The sequence below is a fragment of the Kitasatospora sp. NPDC015120 genome (assembly GCF_043080305.1).
Taxonomy (GTDB): Bacteria; Actinomycetota; Actinomycetes; order Streptomycetales; family Streptomycetaceae; genus Kitasatospora.
On the sequence record NZ_JBIBVJ010000003.1, the window covers coordinates 636,013 to 654,999 of the forward strand.

Consider the following 18,987-nt stretch of genomic DNA (forward strand, 5'->3'; position numbering starts at 1 on the left):
AGTCAAGTCACTCGATCGTGTTGGTTGATGTATTTCACACGCCGTGCTCTCATTGTGCCCCCGACCCCACAGACCTGGAGGCCGCCGTGGCGAGCTGGTTACCGCCGCCGAACAGCACCGGACGCACCGACCTGATCCGCACGTTCTCCGGATCGGCCCGCGCTTCGGAACGAGGGTGCGGGTACAAGACCGCCTTCAAGGCCCGCCCCGGACTGAGGCCGCCCACAGGGGCGCTGCCCGGCTACAAGGCCGACCCCCGTGAGGGCTTCAACCTGGGCCCGACGGGCACCGCACTGGACCTCATCGAGTATGAGGAGGTCTCGGTCGAGGCCGCGCTGGCCCGCGCGCTGCGGACCGAGGACGGCCGCCCGGCGATGGACGCGGGCCTCGCTGCCTGGACTCGCACCGCGGTCACGCAGTACCTGTCGGGCGGCGACCAGGGCCTGGTTCCGGTCCGGCACCCCTGGGTAAAGGTGACCGCCCTGGACGCCCCCGACGAACACGGCGCGCGCCGCTACGAGGAGTGCGTCTGGGGCCGTCCCTACGCAACACCCGACGGCTCCGTCCGTGAACTGTGGATCCCGGTCGCCCGTTCGCTGTCCGCGGAGGGGCCCGACGCGGGCTGGCTGGCCGTCGCCGCCATGGTCGTCGCGTTCGGGACCCCGCACCGGCTGCCGGACAGGTTCCACTGGAAGCGGAACGCCGAACCGGTCGAGGCCGACACCTCGGACCGATCCGGGCCGCCCGGTCTTGTCCGCATCCGCGAGGTCAGCTGCCTCGACGGGGAGCGGCGGACCGTAGAGGAAGGCACCCTCGGGGAGATCGAGGAGCGGTACCGGCGGATCGGACGGCCGGGGCTCGCCAAAGCGGTCTCCTCCCGCGCGTTCTCCCCCGGCCACGACTGCCAGGACTGCAAGCTCGCCCCGGTCTGCCCCGCACTCCCACGGGCGCCCGGTCTCCTCTCGATCGAGGACGCCACGCGGCCCCGTCGGACTTGGTCCGTCACCAACGGCCGCTCGTACGCCGGGCGGGCTGGCCGCGATGAGGCGTGCCCCGCCCGCGACCGGCTCCGCCGGCTCCGGCTGCCGGGCCGGGCCGACCGCTCGCGCACCCCCGCGGTCATCCGGGGCCACGCCGTCCACGCCTGGATTCAGCAGCAGCACGAGCGCCGTCCGGGCGTCGCCTGCCGGGCGGAGGACGCGCCCGACGGTGGCGCCCCCTGGTCGGCAGGGAAGTGGACGGTGCCGCAGGAGGAAGCGCACATCGGGGCGCGCATGGTGGCGGCCCACGCGCGGCACTGCCCCTACCGGCTCTCCACGGTGACGACGCTTGTCCACGAGAGGTCCATCACGATGCACGACACCGCTGCCGACGTGATCGTGACGGCCAAGGCCGACCTGCTGTACCGGGACGGCGCCTCCTGGGTCTACCGGGAGGTCAAGACCGACGCGCGGTTCCGTCCTCCGAGCGAGGCCGACGTGCTCCGCGAGATCCCCCAACTGGCCCTCGCCGTCCTTCTGATGGAACGGGCTGACGGCGACCTCGCGGCTTCCCGAGTCGAACTCGAACTGCTCGGCTCGAACCAGGCCCGGCTCGTGATCGTGGACCCGTTGGACCCCCTGCGTCAGGCCGAGGCCCGCGAGGTCGTCCGCGAGCTGGCGGCCGACTGGCACACGGACACAACCGCGCTCCCCCGGCCCGGCCGGCACTGTCGGTCCTGCGACATGGCGGAGTGGTGCCGGCCCGAGGTCCTGCCCGCCCCGCAGGCCGGACAGGAGGTGCGGCCGTGATCCCGGCCCCGCGGCAACCAGGCGACCCAACGCCTCGAACAGCCCCGTTCGAGCACCCGGCCGCACCGGGGTGGTCCGACCGGCAGGGGGTCCTCCTGTTGCGCGGTATCGCGACGGCCCTCGTCCACCTTGGCGAGGTCCCCAATCCGGGGACCTTCACGTTGCCATACCCCGCTCCGGTCCAGCAGGCCCTGGACGGCGTCGTCCTCACCTGCCTACTCATGAGGGCCCAACCCCCGGAGAGCGTGCCCCAGTTGGTGGAGTGGTGTGCGAACCTCCCGATCGACAACCTGGCCTTCCCCGTGCCCGTCGGCCTCGCCCCGCCGGGGTCCTTCCTGTTGGACCCGACGACACGCCAACCTACGCAGATCTGCCATGAGTTGGCGCTCGGCGGCATCGACCCCACCGCGCAGCAGGTCGGGCGCCAGGCCATGGCGGACGCCGCCGAAATCTGTCGTGACGACGACAGCCCCGATACCTACCTGGCCTTCCGTGAGCTCCTGGTCAACCGCCCGGTCCTGACCGGACGCGAGCTGGCGACACTTCCCAACGAGGGAACGGGCCTCGACCTCCTGACGGCCCCACTTCGCGCCCTCTACATCCCGGCGGCGGCGAGCTATCGAGCCCCTGACACCACGGTCTATACGGCTTGCGGACACTGCCGCGCGCTGCTGCACCCCACGGTGGACCGTGGACTCGTCTGTGAACGGGACGCCTGCCGGGTGCTGGGCGAGGTCGAACGCGGCAGGGAGTACCGGCCGGACGACAACGACGGCGGCACCCACCAGCTGGTCCGGCCGATCCGCCAGTGGGTGTCCGGGCCGGGAATCATGGAACAGGGGCTGGCGGCACGGCTGCGGAAACTCGGGGCCGTCGTACAACTCTGGCCCTCCTACGGCACCTACGGGCTGCACGTTCTCCTCCCCGGTGGACAGTCGTGGGCGGTGGAGGTCAAGGACTGGTCCAGCGCCACCCTGCTGGCAGGTTCGGCCCGGCCGCCGATCCCGGACCCTCCGTACGACCGCTGCTTCTGGGCGGTGCCACGCGTCCGGCTCCAAGCGGACGCCCGCTACCGGCGCAGCTTCCGGGAACACGGGACCGGTCCGACCTCCCGACTCGAACTCGTCGGCATTGAGGAGCTCGTACGGGCCGCCCGCCGCGAGCCGACCGCGGCTTCCGACTGCCGCTCTCCGAGCGGGCGTCCCCTTCCACCCGAAGGACTCTTCTGATGCGCGACCGTACCGAGTGGTACGCGAAACTCAGGCCGCAGATCCGTCAAGCCTGGCCTGCCGGCACCGGACGACGGCAGGCGACCCGTCTGTGCGCGGTCGAACTCGCCATGTACCTGTTGGAGCGTCTCTGCCCCGGGGAACCCGCCTTGTCTGCCTGGTCACTGCTCGGCGGCTACCGGTTCGGGCTTGTCTGTCAGGACACCTCGGAACGCCGACGGGTGTTCCGGATCGCCCGCCACCGACTGTGGCGCTACCGCAGGCCCCGAACCTGGGAGCGGGCCCTCGAACAGTACCGTTCCTTTCCCGAGGAGGTCCGCGGCTACGACGTCACCGACCCGTCCCTGCCCCCGCGGCGGGTGACCACCCCGGTGGCACCGGGCCGCTGGAGCGTGTACGAGGAGGCTCTGACCGACGAGCCGTCGTTCCGCCTCCGGGACGGGCTTCCGCTGGCCGAGCCCGGTCGGACCTACCGCTTCGTCCAGGGAAAGCTCCAGACCTCCGTCTCACTGCCCGACTTCCTGCCCGTACGGGAGGCGCGTCCGCACGCCCTCCACGTCCCCGTTCCCAGAAAGGCAATCGTCACAGCCGACCGTGAGGGCCTGCTCGCCACAGCCGCGTGGATGGACACCATGCTCGGAATCGAGGAGAAGCACAAGACCTGGCACTACCGGGTGGGCCGACTGGAGTTCGACGTCCTCGATCCCGTCTGCCAGAAGTTCGTCGCGGGCGAGACGCTGTCCGTCGACGGATTGCTGCACCTCGTGGGCATGGTGGGTGCGGGTAAGAGCACCCTGCGCGACGTACTGAGCGTCCACTTAGCCCTCCACCACCGGAAGGTCACCGTCGTCGTCGGCGACGTCGCGGAACAGCTGAACCTCATCGGACTGCTGCGCCGGCTGCCCGGCATCAAGGCGGCCCCCGTGCTCGGCACCTCCACCCGGGTCAGGAACACGCAGCGCATGCACCGGCGGCTCTCCTCCCAGGGTTCCGGCAGCCTGCTCACCCATGAGGCCGAACACTTCACCTACCTGAGCACGGCCTGCCCGCTCGACGCCCTGCGCGGTGTCGAGGCGGCGGGACCGCCGCGAATCGCCGAAGCCCCCTGCACCGGGCTGCATTCGGTCGATCCTCCCTCCTCCACCGCCTCGCCCGTCCAGATCCACGGACCGGCCGCGGAGGCCGACGCCGCGGCTCCGGACGGCCCGACCGAGGCCCGTGCACACGGCTGCCCGCTCTGGAGCAACTGTCCACGGCAGCGCGGCGCCGTCGAACTGGTCGACGCGGACATCTGGGTGGCCAACCCGGCGAGTCTGGTCTACGGGCTCGTTCCCAGGCACCAGAACCGGGAGCGCGCCCGCTTCCTGGAGGCCGCCGTCCACCGCAGCGACCTGATCATCGTCGACGAGGCCGACCGGGTGCAGATGCAGCTCGACAGCATGTTCGCTCCCTCGGCCACCTTGGTGGGACGCTCGCCCGACTCCTGGCTCGACAGCCTGCAGAGCCACACCGCGAGCGAGCTGGCCCGCCGGGGCCGGCTCCAGCTGTCGAACTCCGACGTCGTCCGCTGGTCCGCGGCCCTCACCCTGGTGATCGCGGCGACCAACCGGATCTACGCCATGCTCATTCGGCACGAGAAGCTGAGCTCATGGGTGCAGGCCGACTACTTCAGCACCTGGACGATCCAGCAGAAGCTCGTGGACGACTGGTTCCGCGGGGAACACAGCCCTGAGGAGGAGCAGGACGAGGAACCCGACCTTGATCCGGAGCACGACACCGACGAGGAGGACGACCCGGAGGAGACCGGAGCCCGGGTGCCCCGGGACAGCGGCGTCATGAACGCGCGGCAGACCCGGCGGGACGCTGTGACGGCCCTCCTCGATGAGTTTCGCGACGACCCCCTGGGCGACCGCCGGCCCACCGACCCGGAGCACGGGGAGTTGGTGCGGCTCGCGCAGGACCTGCTCCACACGCTGGACGACGAGGAGACCCACGCCCACGCTCGGGCAACCCTGATCGGCCTGCTCCGGGACCCCTTCGACGACCGCGTCGACCTCCGGACCCGCACGCACCGGCTGGAGTTCATGCTCCTGCTTGCGGTCCTTCAGCATCGCCTCGACGTCCTCACGGAGTTGTGGCCGCTGGTCGAGGCGCGTCTCAACCTGGAGGCGACCGACAACCAGCTGTCGCGACGCCCTCCGGCGGACTTCAGCCCACTGGTGCCCGAATCGCCGATGGGCAACATTCTGGGCTTTCAGATCCTGCGGGAGGAGGAACCCGGCGCCGAACCCGGCACCGGCAGCCCCGTCCTGCGGTTCTTCCGGTGTGCGGGCGTCGGCCGTTCCCTGCTCCTCGGGCTCCACGAGATGACCGGCCCGGGGGACACCGCCCCACCGCACGTCCTGCTGATGTCGGGCACGAGTTGGGCCGGCACCGCTGCGGGCGCCCACGTGCAGGCCCCGGTCGGCGCGATCCTCAAAGCACCTCCCAAGGAGCGCCAGGCGATCCAACGGACGACGTTCCGCAAGCTCTTCCTGCGGGGGCCCGACGGCAAACCGCTACACCTGTCGGGAACGCGCCCGGACCGACGCCCGAAAGTCCTGGAACTGATGCTGGACCGGCTCGCCCGGCCCCGTGACGGCCGGGCGAAGAGCGACCTGGACCAGGAACTGGACCTGATCACCTCCGGGCACCGACGTCATCTGTTGCTCCTCGTCGGCTCGTACGAGGAAGCACGGATCGCGGCGGAGTTCCTGAACGGGATCCCCCGGTGGCAGGGCAGGGTCTGCCGTCTGGTCGCCGACGACGTCGAGCTGGAGGTCTCCTTCGGCGGCGCTGCCCCGGACGGGTCGGGCTTCCCCTTCACCGACGACGAGCCCAAGGTGCTGCGCCGTGGTGATGTCGAGAGGTTCGCCGCCATGGGAGCCGAGATCTTGATCGCACCGCTGCTGTCCGTGGAGCGCGGTCACAATATCCTCAACGACCTCGGGCAGGCCGCCATCGGATCGGTATTCTTCCTCGCTCGCCCCCACCCGAGGCCCCATGACATCAATCTGGCCGTGCAGGGCATCAACAGCTGGGTCACCAGGTTCCTCCGGGAGGGGGGCCCCTTCGACGAACTGGTCGCCTCCGCGGAGAGCCTGGATGCCGCCGGACGCGCCTTCCGTAGCCAGGCCCGCAGTCACTGGCGGCGCCTCCTCACTCGCCCGATGGCCTGGCGAATGCTGTCGGACGAGGAGAAGGAGGCCTTCACCTGGGACAGGACTGTCGTCATGTGGCAGGTCATCGGCCGACTGGTACGCGGCGGGGTACCGGCCCGCGTCGTGTTCGTCGATTCCAAGTTCGCGGAGCGCGAGGCCGCAGGCCGGGGCCCCGACACCTTCCGCACCGGCCTGCTGGCCAGCATGCTGCATGTCCTGGAGCCTTACCTGACGGACGATCCGGGCAAGCCGCTCGAAGACCGCCAACTCGTCCGTGCCCTCTACGAGCCGCTCTACCACGCGCTCAAAGAGATGCCCGCGCACCACCCGGACACCCGTTCCCGCATCAATCGGCGAGGAGAACGCCATGGCCGTTGAACCCTATGGCCTGGTCCGGTCGGCCGCTTTCGCTCCGCCAGAGGGGGCTCGGTGGGAGATCCCCTACTACACGCTCAGTCTGCCCGAACACATCCGCGGAGCCCTCCGTGACCTGTACCGCCTGAAACTGCGGAGGCCCGAACTCTGCCGGTCGTTCCCCATCGGCCGCTTCAACAACCTGCTCCAGGCCCTGGCGCCCGACGTGGTCTCCGTGGCGAAGTGGATCGACGTGGACCACGACGAACCGTGGCTCTATGCCCGCCGTCCGGTCTCCTCTGACGTGATCGGCACCCTCTTCCGGGCCTGGGTGCGGGACCTCCGGCCCGAGTCCGAGTACGGGAAGTACGTCCGCCGGCTCCTTTCCGAGGAGCTCCACCCCGGACAACTCGCATGGGAGCTAAGGAATGTGGACTTGTTGGCACGGACCTCCACCCCCGGTGGCACCGCGCAACCCGACGAGCGGCTGTACCAGCTGCTTCCCGACGCGCTTGTCGGCCAGGCGCTGGCACTGGACCCATTCGGGTACAATGGCGGGTCGCTCGCGTTCCGCGGGGTGGCGCGCAGGCCGTCCGACCGGGGGGCGGAGATGGTCTCGTGGCCGCCGGACGACTACGTCGACAAGGACGGCGTCCGCTGGTGGTACTCCGCGCGGGTGGCCGTCACCCTCCACAGCGTCCCCTTCGACGGGGCCCCGCAGATCCACGTCAGGACCGGCGTCCGCAGGTGGGCCACCCGCGTCGGGAAGAACGGGCTCCACCTTGCCCCGGCCCGTGCCACATCCGTCCACCTTCTGACCGACGCCCCCTGGATCGCCGACTCCTCGGACTCCTGGGTGTCCGAGCGGTTCTCGGTGGCCCGGATCCGGTACGACCGGAAGCTGGGCAGGCCCCGCTGGGAGGCCGGCGGCAGTGACGGGATCCTCTCCCGGATCCCGTTCCACCAGGCACTGCCGGAGCCGTCCGACCTGACTGGTCAGCCGGCGTACTGGCTTGGACGGACGAAGGGCGTGAGGGCGGCCGTCGTCCACAGCACCCTCATGGGCGCACACGGCGTCCTGCCCGGGCTGATGCCGGGCGACCGGGTGCCCCTGACCGAGTGGTTCGAGACCGCCCTGCCGGACTGCCTGCCCAGGGTCCCCGACCTGGTCCGAACCGACCGCCATCGCGTCAACCCGCGCCCTTACCGTCCGGCGAAGCCCGAAAGCGGAACGCATCCTGAGCGCTGTGACCAGCAGCAGCGCGCGCACGCGGAACTCCGCCGCGGTCTCGCAGAGTTGACCGGCGGTGCGCCGCTTCAGCTGGAGTTCCTGTGGAACACTGCGGTCCACCGGGACACCGGGGTGAAGGCGCTGGCCGCCGTTTTGGGCGTCGAGGGAACGGGTCAGGAGAGCGGCCCCGGACCGGAGACACTCGTCTGGAAGGTTCCCGAACTCACCGTCGAACTGCGACTGGAACACGTCGGGGACCTGGCGGCCGCACTGAACGTCGCCCGGGGGACGAAGCGGAAGACGGAGGCGCTCCACGCGGAGATCGGACGACGGCGGGCGGCTGTGGCCGGACGGTTGGATCCGGTCGACGCATCGGCCCTGCCCACGCTGGCCCTCGTGGAGACCCTCCACCCGCGGAGCTACGGCCCGCGCGACGCCGACCCGAAGTTCGCGTTGCGCCTCGGCTTCGCCGACGTTCGTCGGCTCACCCAGTTCGTCGTCACACCGCGCCGCCCGGACCACCGGGAGAAGGCCGCCGAGGCCCGGTTCGAGAAGCTGAAGTCGTGCTGGCAGGACGGTCTACGCCAACTGGGCCACCGGATCGTCCCGCGGCACAGCCTTGGCGCCGCCGTTCCCGCGGATGTCCAGTACGTGGCGTTCTGGCTCGTCAAACGGCGTGCGGACGGCCCCACCCGGGAGTCCGGACTCGTCCCCGTGGCCGTTCGCGTCCGGCCCGGCGCACACGGCGGCGAGGCCCTGACCGGCTGGGACCACGTCAACGGCAGCTGGCTCCCGTACCCGGATTTCCTCCTGCGGCTCTCCCGGCAGGCCACGCTTCCTGTGTCGGACGATGACGTATCCGACGACGACGCGCCCGACGGCTCCGATCCGGCGGACGAGGACTGGCCGGCCGACCCGTTGGATGGTGCCGAGGAGGGCGACGACCAGGACGTCGCAGGGGAGGGGGGTCACCCCGCCACGGGGCGGCTCGAAGAGCAACGCGCCCTGGTCGCCGGCGCCGTCCAGGAGCTCCTCTTCAGCCTGCGGGACACCCCGACCCTGCTCCTGACGCACGCGCAGAACTCCCGCCGATTCTGGCCCTGGCTGCAGAACGCCGTCGTGCGGAAGGACCACATGCAGATCCACGGCGGGCCCGTGCAGCGCCTCGCACTCCAGGGCCCGCACCTGCGGCTCGTCCGTCTGAGGGACCGGTCGGGCGACGAGACCCCCCAATGGTGGGCCCGTGACGAGCGTCGTCGACCGGCTGACGAGGAGCCGGCGCCCGACCGCGTCGGGATCGCGAAGGGCCTCTGGAGGAGTCCCGCGGGCGCGGCGGACGACCGCGTGTTCGCCAGCACTTCTCCCAAGCCGTCGACAGCGACGCAATCCGCGGTGGTCGCCTCGCGTTGGGCCTTCCGGACCTATGTCCGGGACGGCAAGACGGGCATGACCATCGACACCGCCAAGCCCGCCTGGAACCCGACTCGACTGGAGATCGCCGTTCTCGGCTGCCAGGCCGGGGACGACCCGGAAGCCTGGGCTGCACTCACACACCAGCTGCGCATGACACCGGACTACCGCGACATGCTGGCACTGCCGCTGCCCGTGCACCTGGCGCGCAAGGCACAGGAGTACGTCCTGCCCGTGCAACGGACCGGCGACGAACCGTCACCGGAGGACAACGTGCCGGCCCAGCTCGTCTTCGACCTCTTCGAGACCACCACGGACGAGGGGTGACCCCGATGGACCTCCACCGGATGTGGGCCGATGCCCACCAGATCTACGCCGTACCCGCTGCCAGCTACGCGCCCGAGACCGACCGGTCGTTGTCGGAACAACGGGCCGTGTGGTCCTCACGCCTCAGCGAAGAGGCCCCCAACGGACAGCTGCTCAAGACGAACGTTCTGTTCGATATGCTGCGGACGGCTGAGAAGATCCATCTCCTGCATGTCACCCACGCCTTCGAACGCATCGTGCACGACGGCGCCCTCCGTCCCTCCGGCGGGTGCCTCGTGGGCAGCATCTACTGCGCGCCGCTGATCCCCGAAGCGGGCGGACTGCGCATGCACAACCTGGCCTCGTACATCCTCACCCAGGAGGTCCCCGCCACACTGAGCCGTTCCGGCACGCCCGGCCGGGTCCCCACCCCCCTGGTGCTGGAGATCACCATGCCGCCCCACGCCTACCGCGAACTTGCGGGACTGGACTACCTCCGGCTCGGATCGATCCACCTCCACAACTACCATGTCCTGGAATCGCTGCTCAGCCGGGAGGAACGGCACCGGCTGCAGGAGACGATCGTTGGGAAAATCAAGAACTCGGCCGTCTTCCTGTCGCTGGCCGCCACCATCGCCCACCGCGGGCACTCCGGCGAGGGCGACTTCTCCCGCATCCTCGACGCCGCCATCCGGTACCTGCCCATCCTCGGCTACATCTACTTCGAGGCACTCGCCGAGTATCTGATGCTGTACTCGCGGTCCCCGGAGACCTGTCGGCTCGCGGAGCGGGGAGAGCTCAACAACTGGCTCTACAAGAGGCTCTTGTTCAGCACCTTCCCCGGAACACCCGGCCGTTTCGACCTTTCCCGCTTTCACCCCCGGCTGGACGACCTCGACGGCCTGCTCGCCGGCCTTGATCCGACGCTCGACGGACGGCACGCCCGGGCCTTCCTCATCGGACGCATCAGCTACCTCACCGCGGCCCGCCTCTTCACCCCGGGGCAGGTGCCGGACGACTGGCACCGCACCCGCTGGGACTTCGAGAACGCCTCACGACAGTTTGGTCCCCTGCTAGGCCACCTCATCCACCGCGAGCTCCGCTCCTTCTCCCGCTACCCGGACTTCTACCACTACTTCGACGAGTCCAAGGCCCTGCAGGCATGGAACTACTGGAACCATATGGACATCGTGATCCCCTTCAACGGAACGATCCCCAAGGGGGAGGTCGGCATCAACCCCGCCTACGCGGACGCGCAGTACAGGGTCTGGCGGGCGGAGGCCGACGGCCACGGACGGGTCCATCCCGTCGAGGAGGTCGCACTCAAGATCGCGCCCCGGCTCATCGACACGAAGCACACGCTGATGCGGAGCACACCACTCACGCGGACGTCTCCCGTCGGCTGAAGCCAACCGATCCGCGTTCCCAGGCCCGGACTGTACGCCCGCGTCCGGGCCGGAAGCCGGCACCGAGGGGTGATCGCCGGTGACCGGTCACCGCGCGGGGGCGGGTGCGTGGCCGCCCCACCGGGCTGCGCACCCGGATTGGGCTCCGGGGGCCGCCTGGTCGCCCGGTCGAAGCTCAACCTCCCCTTTGCCGCACGTTTGGACGCCGTCGGCTGGCTGGCCCTCATCACCGGGCGCACCGGAATCTCCCCCGCTCGCGCCGCCCAGGGCTACCTCTACGAGCCCGACAAGTTCGCCGCCGGCCTCACCGAGCAGCCGTCAGAACTCCTCTCGCCGTTGCTGGTGGCCGCGTGACCGGTCCAGCTGGAGTGCCTAGGGCCCACGTGGCCGGCGAGCTGGTCGTCCCCAGCACCTCCTACGTCGACCCACTCTGCTGGCCACCGAGGACCAGGCCTGGGTGAAGCAGCAGCGGATGTTCGGGGGCTGATGTCGGACGGCGACACATGTGGGGCCCTGTTCAGCGACGAACAGGGCCCCACGATGCTTCAGGCTGCGAGGCCGAGGTCGAGGACCTGGGCTTGCGCCCGATGGAGCCGGGCATGAGGGCGCCGGGTGTGGCCGGGCGCCCCTGAGGCCGGGGTGCGGGGGTGGTGCCGGTGGGTCAGTTGAAGTGGAAGAGGGCGGTGTGGGTGGTGCCGTCGTTCAGGCCGAGGGAGAACTGCTGGCAGGTGCCGGCGTAGGAGGCCAGGGTCCTCCAGACGTAGGTGTACGTGTCGGTCGTCGCGTCGTACTGCAGGCCGCTTTCACCGGGGTTGTCGGTGGGGGTGGGCTGCCCGAGAACCGCGCCGGTGGTGCAGTCGACCTGCTGGGCGGTGGGCTGGCCGGGGTTCAGGATGGCGGGGCCGTGGTCGCCGCCGAGGCTGAACTTCAGCGGGATCGACCGTCCGGCGTGGGCCTTGTTGACGGTGGGCGGGTTGCCGACCGGGGGCTGGAAGCCGAAGAAGGCGTAGGCGTAGGTGTACTGGTCGGCGGTCGTGAGCGCGCTGGTGCCGCCCGGGGTGGTGACGGTGACGTCCACGGCGCCGACGGTGGCGGAGGCCGGGGCGGTGGCGGTGATCCGGGTGTTGCTGTCGACGGTGAAGGAGGTGGCCGGGGTCGGGCCGAAGGCCACGGCGGTGGCGCCGAGGAAGTCCGTGCCGGTGATGGTGACGGTGGTGCCGCCGGCCTGCGGTCCCTGGGCCGGGCTCACTCCGGTGACGGTCGGCGCGGGCGCGTCGTAGGTGTAGCGGCCGGCGGTGGTGGTGGCGCTGGTGCCGGCGGGGGTGGTCACGGTGACGTCCACGGTGCCGGGGGTCCCGGCGGGGACGGTGGCGGTGACGGTGAGGTCGTTGACGACGGTGACGTCGGTGGCCGGCGTGTTGCCGAACAGGACCGCGCCGGCGCCGGCCAGGTGGGTGCCGGTGATCGTGACGGTGGTGCCGCCCGCCGCAGGGCCGTGGTGGGGGCTGATCGCGGTGACGGCCACCGGGAGGGGAGCCATCCCGAGGGCGAAGGGGGTGTTCCCGGTGGGCGCGGTGGCGGGGACGGTGCCGGTCGCGGTGTCGATCACCGAAAGGGTGTTGGAACGGCCGTTGGTGACGTAGACGGCGCCGCCCGCCTCGTCGGCGAGGATGCCGATCGGGGTGGTGCCGACCGGGACGGTGCCGGTGACGGTGTTGGTGGCGGTGTCGATGACCGAGACGGTGTTGTTGTTCTCGTTGGTGACGTAGGCCTGCGTGCCGTCCGGGGTGATCGTCACGCCCCCGGGGCCGGACAGGCCGGCGATGAAGCCGGTGATCGTGTTGGTGGCGGTGTCGATGACGGACACGTTGTTGCTGTTGAAGTTGGCGGTGTAGGCGTGCGCACCGTCGGGGGTGACGGCCACGGCGGTGGGGGTGCGGGCGCTGCCGCTGCTGATGGTGGCGCTGACGGTGTTGGTCGCGGTGTCGATCACCGAGACGGAGCTGCCGACGAAGTTGGCGACGTAGGCGCGGGTGTCGTCGGGGGTGAGGGCGATGCCGAAGGGCTGGTTGCCGACCTGGACGGTGGTGGTGACCGTCCGGGTCGCGGTGTCGATGACGTCGACGCCGCCGACACCGGGGCTGACGAAGCGTCCGACGTAGGCGTGGGCGCCGTCGGCGGAGAAGGCCACCGGGCCGGGGAACCGGCCGACGGGGAAGGTGCTGGTGACGGTGTTGGTGGCGGTGTCGATCACCGACACGGTGTTGCTGCTGTTGTTGGTGACGTACGCCTGGGTGCCGTCCGGGGAGACGGCGACCCCCTCGGGGTTGGCGCCGACCGGGACGGTCGCCACGGTGGTGTTGGTCGAGGGGTCGTAGGCCGTGACCGAGTTGTCGCGCAGGTTGGCGATGTAGACCAGCCGCTGCGCGGGCGCCGCGTGCGCCGCCGACAGCGGCACGACCGCTCCCAGCGTGCCGAGCGCGCCGGCCGCCAGGGCGGCCGCGGCCCGGTGGCACCACCGCCGCAGGCGTCCGGAAGGGGTGGTTCTGTGGTGATCGACCGATGCCATGGACTCGACCTCTCTTCTGTGGTGCACCGGCCCGGCGATCCGGTCCCGAACGGCGTGACGGGACGGTAGGGCGTGCCGGGCCGACGGCATGTGACTACTCGCCGGTTGGTGTGCGAACCCGGGTGAAAGACCCGGGCAGCCGACCGGCCGCCCAGCAGCCTGTCCTGCCCCGGCCGCCGGCACCAGGGCGTGCGGGCACCGATCAGGCGCACGCCCCAGGCAGTAGCGACAGGTCGCCGCGCCCCTGCCCCTGTCTGCCGCCGATTCGGTCACCGCCTCGGTCACCGATTCGGTCACCGGTCCGGCCACCGGGATCGCTGCCCTCAGGGGTTCGGCCACCACCCTTGCGGCCGCTACGGCGACGGCGGAGCACCCGCGCGGCGTGCGGCCACCACGGTCCGGTCCAGAGGACCAGCGCTGCGGAGGTGTCCAGCGTGCTGTGTGGCCCGATGCCCCGACGCCCCGATGGCGCGGGTACGAGGAGCCCGCCGAGGACACCGCACCCGGCGGCCGGCCCGTCACGACGCCGAAGCAGGCCTCACCGGCCGCCGCTCACCTCGGGCTCCGCCGGCCCGTGCCGGGCGAGTTCGGGCTCCAGTCCCTCCGTGAACGGCGGTGGCACGGAGCGGCCGGCGTCGCGACGCCACCCCTCGAACGCCCACGCCGTCGCCGCGACCAGTGCCAGTCCGAGCAGCCACCCGGCGAGGACGTCGCTGAGCCAGTGCACGCCGAGCGCGATCCGGGTGAACCCGACCCCGAGGACGCTGATCACCGCCGCCGTCCGCGCCGCCGGCAGCCACCGCCGGCCCAGCACCGGGGTGAACACCAACAGCAGCACCGCGCAGCAGGTGGCGGCCGTCATCGCGTGCCCGGACGGGAAGGAGAAACCGGGGGCGTGCGCCACGGGATCGGGCAGAGCGGGCCGGGCCCGGGCCACGGTGACCTTCACCGCCAGACCGGTCAGCCCGGACGCGGTGACGGTGGCAGCCGCCCACACCGCGAGCCGCCAGGCCCTGCGCCACAGCAGCCAGCCGACGGTCGCCGCGATCAGCAACCGCATCGTCAGAGGGTCCCACGCGCCGTTGCTGAGGACGCGCAGCACGGCCAGCACACCGGGGCGATCGCGGACCGAGGCGTGGAGGTACCCGGCCGCTCCCGCGTCGAGCCGGTGCAGTGGTGGCCAGTTCGCCTCGATCAGCACGAGCAGCAGCGCGGCGGGCACCGCCGCGACGCCGAACGCGAGGACGCCGGCGAGAAGCCGCTCGCCGAGCCGGAGGTCCGCGGTACGCAGCGACGGGCGCAGCGGGGTGCGGTGGTGTCCGGGCCGGCGGATCACGATCCGCTCCCTTCCGGGTCGGGCGTGACCGGGCCGGGCCGCCCGGTGCGGTCGGCCTCCAGCTGGGCGGCGAAGGCAAGACCGAGGAACAGGGCGATCGCGGTCAGATAGGCCCAGACCAGGAAGGAGAAGACGACGCTGAGCGGGCCGTAGACGGCGTCGAAGGAACCGCTGACGCGCAGGTAGAGCGTGAGCAGCCAGGTCGCGGCGAGCCAGAGCACCAGGTGGACACCGGCTCCGAAGGCCAGCCAGCTGTAACCGGGTTGGCGGCGGCGCGGGGCCCGCCGGAAGATCAGGGCGGTGGAGGTGAGGGTGAGCAGCAGGCCGATCGGCCAGCGCAGCAGCGTCCAGACGGTGGTGGTGCCGCTGCCCAGGCCGAAGACCTGGTCGGCCGCCGCGGCGACCTGCGGGCCGGCGACGAGGACGAGGAATCCGGTGCCGAGGGGCAGGCCGGCACCTGCGGCCATCACGAGGCTCCGGCCGTACTTCCGGTCGAAGGGGCGGTCTCGCTCGATGCCGTAGATGCGGTTGGCGCCGCGTTCGATCTGGGACATGGCGGTCACCAGGTTGGCCAGCGCGAACAGGGCACCGAACCAGAGCGCGACGGTGCCGCCGGTGTGATTGCGGCTGCGGCCGAGGACGTCACGGACCAGGTCGCCGCTGGATGCGGGGGCCATCCGCTCGATGCTGGCCGCGACCAGTTGGCCGACGGGTCCGCCGTGCACCGAGGAGGCGAGGCCGACCACGGAGATCGCGAACGGCACCAGCGAGAGCACCATCTGGAAGGCGAGGGCGCGGGCGTGGCTGAACCCGTCGGCGTACCGGAAGCGCAGGAAGGCGTCACGGGCCAGGGGCCACCAGGCGTTCCGGCGGAGCGTCAGCACTGCCTCGTCGGCGGACAGCTGCTCGTGGCCGGCCCCGACGCGGCTGGCGGTTCCCATCAGCGGTCCTCCGTCCGTCGGTGCCGGCGGCCGTGGTCGGTCCGTGTCATGCGGTCTCCCGTTCCTCTGCCGAGCGTGGTGTCCCCGCCCCTCCGGGCGGCGCGTCCGGGACGGTGCCGGGCAGCCGCACCAGCAGGGCGTCCGGGCGGACGCTCAGGACGAGCACCCGGCCGTCCCCGACCGGGTCGCCGTCGCACTCCCGCGGGCAGGCCCGGTCGGCGGTGAGTTCGATCCGGTGGCCGCGGAAGTGCTCCAGCGGGGCGGCCGGGCCGGGCCGGCGGGTGCCGGTGACCAGGCCGGCCAGAGCGGCGCCCCAGCCGAGCAGGCCCCGCGGCTGCACCAGGACGAGGTCGAGCAGGCCGTCGTCGGGCACGGCACCGGGGAGCAGGCGCACCCCGCCCTGGAGGGCGCCGACGTTGCCGACCACCGCCATCCGGACGTGGCGCCGCACCGGGCGGCCGCCGTCGACGCACACGGTCAGCGCGAACCGGCGGTCCCTCAGGTGCCGGATCGCGCCGAACAGGTAGGCGGGCCAGCCGAGGCGCCGCTTCAGGCCCCGGTGGGTGGAGGCCATGACGGCGGCGTCCAGGCCCATCCCGGCCATGGTCGCGGCAGCCCGGGCGGGCAGACCATCGCCCTCTGCCCGCATCAGGTCGATCCGCCGGGCGTGGCCCCCGAGGGCGTCGGCCAGTGCGTCGGCCGGGTCGGTCGGCAGGCCGAGGTTGCGGGCGAGCAGGTTGCCGGTGCCGCACGGGACGACCGCGAGGGCCGTGTCCGTCCCGGCGAGTGCGTCGGCGCAGGCCGTCACCGTGCCGTCACCGCCGCAGGCCGCCACCAGGCGGGCCCCACCGGCGACGGCACGCTCGGCCGCCGCCCGGCCGGAGTCCTCCGCGGACCCGGGCAGGAGCCGCGGAGGGCGGTGGCCGTGGGCGGTGACGACCGCGGACAGCCGTTCCAGCAGCGCGTCGTCCACGCCCACCGGGTTGTAGACCAGGGCGACGGGTCCGCGTACCGGAGCGGTCGGACCGGTGCGGCGCCGTTGCCGGGCGGGCAGCGTCCGGGACACCACCCACAGCGCCGCCGCGCCGTTCAACGCGCCCGCCAGCACGTCGGTGGGGTGGTGCATGCCCCGGTACAGCCGGCTGGCCGCCACCAGCACCGGAACGGCCCAGAGCAGCGCGCACACCACCCGCCGCCACCCGTGCCCCGTCCGCAGCAGCAGCAGACCGAGGCCCCCGTACAGGGCGGTCGCCGCACCGACGTGCCCCGACGGGAAGCTGGAGGTCGGCAGCGCCCCGTCGAGCCGGACCACGTCCGGGCGGGCCCGGTCGACCAGGTGGGCGACGGTCACGAAGAGGGCGGCCTGAAGGGCGACCGCGCCCGAGAGCAGCGCCGCGCCCCGCCACCGGCGCCCGACCAGCAGTGCGACGGACACGAGCGCCGTCACCGTCACGACGGCCGGGGTGAAGGCGAGCGCGGACAACCAGTCGCTCGCCCCGGTCAGGGCGGCGGTGCGGTGTGCCGCCAGCCAGGCCACCACGCTCCGCTCGCCGGGATCCCACCAGCCGGCCGGTGGGTGGGTGATCAGCAGCCCGGCCGCGACCAGCACCGCTCCCTGGGTGGTCGCCGCCAGCACCGGTACGCCGATCCGCACGGCGCGCGTCTGGGTTCTCGTCACGGACGCCGTGTCCCCCGATCCCCGGATTTCATCCCCCTGGCGTGGACCCGCCCCGAACGGGTAGCGGAGCGTCTGCCACCATCAGCCCCTCCTCCGGACGGAACACCCTCGATGACCACCGAGACCGCACCCGGCCCCCGCCCCGTCGAACCCACGGCGGGCGCCTCCGGACCCGGCCCCGTCGAACAGGCCGCGGCCGCCTCCGCACCCGACCGCGGCCCGACGCTGCGTCGTCGGCTGGAAGCCCTGATCGGGATCGCTGCCACCGAAGGCAACCTGCTGACGCCGTTGCGCAACGGCGACGAGATATTCCCCGCGATGCTGGAGGCCGTGAACGCGGCCCGGCGGACCGTCGACCTGATGACCTTCGTCTACTGGCGCGGCGACATCGCCCGCCGGTTCGCCCACGCGCTGGCCCGCAAGGCCGCCGAGGGGCTGCGGGTACGGCTGCTGCTGGACGGGTTCGGCAGCAGGCTGATCGAGCCCGAGCTGATCGACCTGATGGAGAAGGCCGGCGTCCGGATCTCCTGGTTCCGGCGCCCGGTCCGGCTCTCGCCGTTCAAGCAGAACCACCGCTGCCACCGCAAGGTGCTGGTGGTGGACGGCCGGATCGCGTTCACCGGCGGAGTCGGCATCGCCGAGGAGTGGTGCGGCGACGCGCGCCACCCGGGGGAGTGGCGGGACACCCACGTGCGGGTGGCCGGCCCCGCGGTCGACGGGATCGCCGCCGCCTTCGCGCAGAACTGGGCCGAGTGCGCCCCCGGAACGCTCTACGACGAGGCCGACCGGTTCGAGGAGCACGAGCAGCCGGGCGGCGCGGTGGTCCAGGTCGTCCGGGGATCGGCCGCCGTCGGCTGGCAGGACCTGCAGACCCTGATGCGGGTGGTGATCTCCTCCGCCGAGCACCGGCTCCGCGTGGCCACGGCGTACTTCGCCCCCGACGACTACTTCGTCGGCCTGCTCTGCCAGGCGGCGCGGCGCGGCGTCACCGTCGAGCTGCTCGTACCGGGGCGCCACACCGACAAGCGGGTCTGCCAGCTGGCGGGCGAGCGCCATTTCGGGCGGATGATGGCCTGCGGGGTGACGGTCTGGCAGTACGAGCCGACGATGATGCACGCCAAGGTCCTCACGCTCGACGGCACGATGTCCGTGATCGGTTCGGCGAACTTCAACCGCCGCTCGCTCGACCACGACGAGGAGGTGGTGCTGGCCGTGGTGGACGAGGAGTTCACCGCCCGGCTGGACCGGGACTTCGACCGGGACCTGGCGCGCAGTCAGGCCCTGACACCGTCCCGCTGGCACCGCCGCGGCCCGGCCCGGCGCGCGATGGAGGCGGCTACCGCCCCGATCCGGCACTTCCTCTGAGCTCGCGGTCCGACCCTTCAGGCGGCCTCGTGATGCCGCTTCCCGGGCAACGGGTACATCCGGAGTGTGGGGGGGGGGGGGGGGGGGGGGGGCCCCCCCGGGCGGGGGGGGGGGGGGGGGGGGGGGGCCCCGCGGGCGGCGGGGGGGGCGGCCGGCGGCCGGGGGCGCGGGG

11 protein-coding genes are annotated in these 18,987 nt (G+C 72.0%); 7 read left to right on the plus strand and 4 right to left on the minus strand.

Going from position 1 to position 18,987, the window contains the following annotated elements; translation table 11 throughout:
* Positions 1–86 precede the first annotated feature (86 nt).
* The 6 genes from ACF1AK_RS11625 (at position 87) to ACF1AK_RS11650 (ending at position 11,280) form a co-directional block, all read left to right on the plus strand.
* Entirely contained in the window at positions 87–1,790 is a 1,704-nt protein-coding gene (locus ACF1AK_RS11625; protein WP_391498578.1) for a PD-(D/E)XK nuclease family protein, read from the plus strand.
* On the plus strand, positions 1,787–3,019 hold the full coding sequence (locus ACF1AK_RS11630; protein ID WP_391498579.1) for a hypothetical protein: 1,233 nt from the start codon (positions 1,787–1,789) through the stop codon (positions 3,017–3,019). The genes ACF1AK_RS11625 and ACF1AK_RS11630 overlap by 4 nt, the downstream gene beginning before the upstream one ends.
* The gene (locus tag ACF1AK_RS11635; protein WP_391498580.1) at positions 3,019–6,597 is read left to right on the plus strand and encodes a signal recognition particle; all 3,579 of its coding nucleotides are present in this window, start codon (positions 3,019–3,021) and stop codon (positions 6,595–6,597) included. Before ACF1AK_RS11630 ends, ACF1AK_RS11635 begins: the two co-directional genes overlap by 1 nt.
* The gene (locus tag ACF1AK_RS11640; RefSeq protein WP_391498581.1) at positions 6,587–9,541 is read left to right on the plus strand and encodes a pPIWI_RE module domain-containing protein; all 2,955 of its coding nucleotides are present in this window, start codon (positions 6,587–6,589) and stop codon (positions 9,539–9,541) included. The genes ACF1AK_RS11635 and ACF1AK_RS11640 overlap by 11 nt, the downstream gene beginning before the upstream one ends.
* Before the next feature lie 5 nt (positions 9,542–9,546).
* Positions 9,547–10,926: a hypothetical protein gene (locus ACF1AK_RS11645; RefSeq protein WP_391498582.1), complete on the plus strand. Its 1,380-nt coding sequence runs from the start codon at positions 9,547–9,549 to the stop codon at positions 10,924–10,926.
* Between the two features lie 198 nt (positions 10,927–11,124).
* Entirely contained in the window at positions 11,125–11,280 is a 156-nt protein-coding gene (locus ACF1AK_RS11650; RefSeq protein WP_391498583.1) for a hypothetical protein, read from the plus strand.
* Between the two features lie 307 nt (positions 11,281–11,587).
* Here the strand turns inward: ACF1AK_RS11650 and ACF1AK_RS11655 are convergent, their stop codons facing one another.
* The 4 genes from ACF1AK_RS11655 to ACF1AK_RS11670 all read right to left on the minus strand — a co-directional run bounded on the left by ACF1AK_RS11655 (position 11,588) and on the right by ACF1AK_RS11670 (position 17,450).
* Entirely contained in the window at positions 11,588–13,495 is a 1,908-nt protein-coding gene (locus tag ACF1AK_RS11655; RefSeq protein ID WP_391498584.1) for a PxKF domain-containing protein, read from the minus strand.
* A gap of 538 nt (positions 13,496–14,033) precedes the next feature.
* Positions 14,034–14,828, minus strand: coding sequence for a phosphatase PAP2 family protein (locus tag ACF1AK_RS11660; protein ID WP_391498626.1), 795 nt, complete (start codon positions 14,826–14,828; stop codon positions 14,034–14,036).
* Positions 14,828–15,772 (minus strand): YihY/virulence factor BrkB family protein, encoded by a 945-nt coding sequence (locus ACF1AK_RS11665; RefSeq protein ID WP_391498585.1) that lies wholly within the window; start codon positions 15,770–15,772, stop codon positions 14,828–14,830. Before ACF1AK_RS11665 ends, ACF1AK_RS11660 begins: the two co-directional genes overlap by 1 nt.
* 46 nt (positions 15,773–15,818) lie before the next feature.
* Positions 15,819–17,450, minus strand: a complete 1,632-nt coding sequence (locus ACF1AK_RS11670) for a diacylglycerol kinase family protein (RefSeq protein ID WP_391498586.1) — start codon at positions 17,448–17,450, stop codon at positions 15,819–15,821.
* A 111-nt stretch (positions 17,451–17,561) separates the two neighbouring features.
* Between ACF1AK_RS11670 and ACF1AK_RS11675 the strand changes: the two genes are divergently transcribed.
* Complete coding sequence (locus tag ACF1AK_RS11675) at positions 17,562–18,815, plus strand: phosphatidylserine/phosphatidylglycerophosphate/cardiolipin synthase family protein (protein WP_391498587.1); 1,254 nt, start codon at positions 17,562–17,564, stop codon at positions 18,813–18,815.
* The last annotated feature ends 172 nt before the right edge of the window (positions 18,816–18,987 follow it).